At 67.5% G+C, this 1,024-nt stretch carries 1 protein-coding gene; it reads left to right on the forward strand.

The window, feature by feature from the left end; translation table 11 throughout:
• Positions 1 to 124 precede the first annotated feature (124 nt).
• Positions 125 to 1,012, forward strand: coding sequence for an IS5 family transposase (locus AB0K12_RS48365; RefSeq protein WP_364576153.1), 888 nt, complete (start codon positions 125 to 127; stop codon positions 1,010 to 1,012).
• Positions 1,013 to 1,024 lie beyond the last annotated feature (12 nt).

The raw sequence follows: 1,024 nt of genomic DNA on the forward strand, positions 1-1,024 counted from the left end.
CTAGGCCGTGTTTCGAAAGATCACGTGTGAGGCGTGTCGGTGATCGTTGAACGAAGAGGTCTCCGGTAGTTGGTTCAACGACCAAGAAGAACGAAATACCGGAGACCTCGTGGCCAGCGTAGTGGTGACGAGGCGGCATGACCTCACTGACGCGCAGTGGGCGGCGCTGGAGCCGCATCTGCCTGCCGCATCGGGCAAGGGGCGTCCGCCGAAGTGGAGCAGGCGGCAGTTGATCGACGGGATCCGGTGGCGGATCCGGACCGGGGCGCCGTGGCGGGACGTTCCTGCCTGCTACGGCCATTGGTTCAGCGTGTACGGCTTGTTCCGGCGCTGGCAGCGGGAGGGGGTCTGGGCGCGGATCCTGGCGGCGTTGCAGGCGTGTGCGGACGCCGCCGGGGAGATCGATTGGACGGTGAGCGTGGACTCCACGATTACCCGGGCTCACCAGCACGCGGCCGGAGCCCGCCGGGACGGCCACCTGCAGAAGGAGCCACCAGGCGGCGTGCACAGCGAGCCGGCCGATCATGCGCTGGGACGCTCACGCGGCGGGCTGACCACCAAGACCCATCTGGCTTGCGAGCAGGGCCGCAAGCTGCTTGCTGCGGTGGTGACCGCCGGGCAGCGGGGCGACAGCCCGCAGTTCATCCCGGTGCTCGCCAAGATCCGGGTGGCCCGCCTCGGCGGTGGCCGTCCCAGGACCCGCCCGGATCGGGTCCTGGCCGACAAGGCCTACACCAGCAAGGCCAACCGGACTCATCTGCGCCGGCGTGGGATCAAGGCGTGCATTCCGAGCAAGACCGACCAGGACGCTCACCGGCGAGCCAAGGGATCGAAGGGAGGTCGCCCGCCGTCCTTCGACCCCGCGTTCTACCGGCTGCGTCACGCTGTGGAGTGCGGCATCAACCTGCTCAAAGGCAACCGCGGCATGGCGACCCGTTACGACAAGCTCGCCGTACGCTACGAAGCCGTCGTCATCATCGCTGCGATCAACCAGTGGCTCAGTGCCTTATGAAACACGACCTAG

The organism is Nonomuraea sp. NPDC049419, assembly GCF_040676995.1.
Lineage (GTDB): Bacteria > Actinomycetota > Actinomycetes > Streptosporangiales > Streptosporangiaceae > Nonomuraea > Nonomuraea salmonea.